An 837-nucleotide genomic window follows, 5' to 3' on the forward strand; every position below is an offset into this window, starting at 1 on the left:
TGAGAACTTGTTCCTCATATTGCTCATCGTGGCTCCTTCTCACAGATAGGAGCCTCCGGAAAACCCGGGGCGCTTCACTTCGGATTCATCGAAGGTGAGCTGGCAAAAGCAATTTTCGCGCTCACCGGCGCGAAAGAGTTTGATCCCAAGGGGGATCCGGAAGCCTTCAACGCGTGGATCAGGACACTGGAAAAGGCGCTCACGGATCAGCTGGGCGGCCTCATCATCACCTACGAGAAGGCGCTGATTGAAAATCCGCGAACCAAGAAACACGACTTCAGCAAGCTGATCTCCGAGCTCAAGGAGGCCAAGGAGATCAGAAATGCGCTGTGCCACGGCTCGTGGGGTGAGTAGCCCCTAGATTTCTGGACGCCTTGGATCCTAATTTTGAGGACAGGAGGCGACGATGGGGAAGCCCAATTTCAGCGATGGATTCAAGCGTGACGCGGTGGCCCAGATCACCGAGCGCGGGTATCCGGTAGCGGAGGTTTCGCAGCGCCTCGGCGTCAGCCAGCACTCACTGTATTCGTGGAAGCGGCAGCTGGCGAAGGTGGGGTCGGGCGATGCCGGCAAGGACGCGGAGATCCGCCAGCTGAAGCGCGAGCTGGCCCGGGTGACCGAGGAGCGCGACATCCTAAAAAAAGCCACCGCGTATTTCGCTCGGGATGCAAAGTGAGATACGCGTTCATTGCCGAGCATCGCAATCGTTTTGGCGTGCGGGCGATGTGCCGGTGCCTAGCCGTGCAGCCAAGTGGCTTTTAGCCGAGGCACGGGGTGCTGATCCATTCGGACCAGGGCGTGCAGTTCACCAGCATGGACTGGGCTGCCTTCCTACGC

At 59.1% G+C, this 837-nt stretch carries 1 protein-coding gene and 1 pseudogene; one reads left to right on the forward strand and one right to left on the reverse strand.

The genetic code is table 11. The features are described from left to right. Positions 1–39 precede the first annotated feature (39 nt). Positions 40–336, reverse strand: coding sequence for a hypothetical protein (locus ACT53M_RS20140; RefSeq protein ID WP_476235701.1), 297 nt, complete (start codon positions 334–336; stop codon positions 40–42). 70 nt (positions 337–406) lie between these two features. On the opposite strand from ACT53M_RS20140, the pseudogene ACT53M_RS20145 reads away from it, so the two are divergent. Further along, a pseudogene (locus ACT53M_RS20145) lies at positions 407–759 on the forward strand (transposase); the annotation flags it as partial. Between the last annotated feature and the right edge of the window lie 78 nt (positions 760–837).

It is taken from the genome of Sphingomonas sp. DMC6 (genome assembly GCF_056314225.1).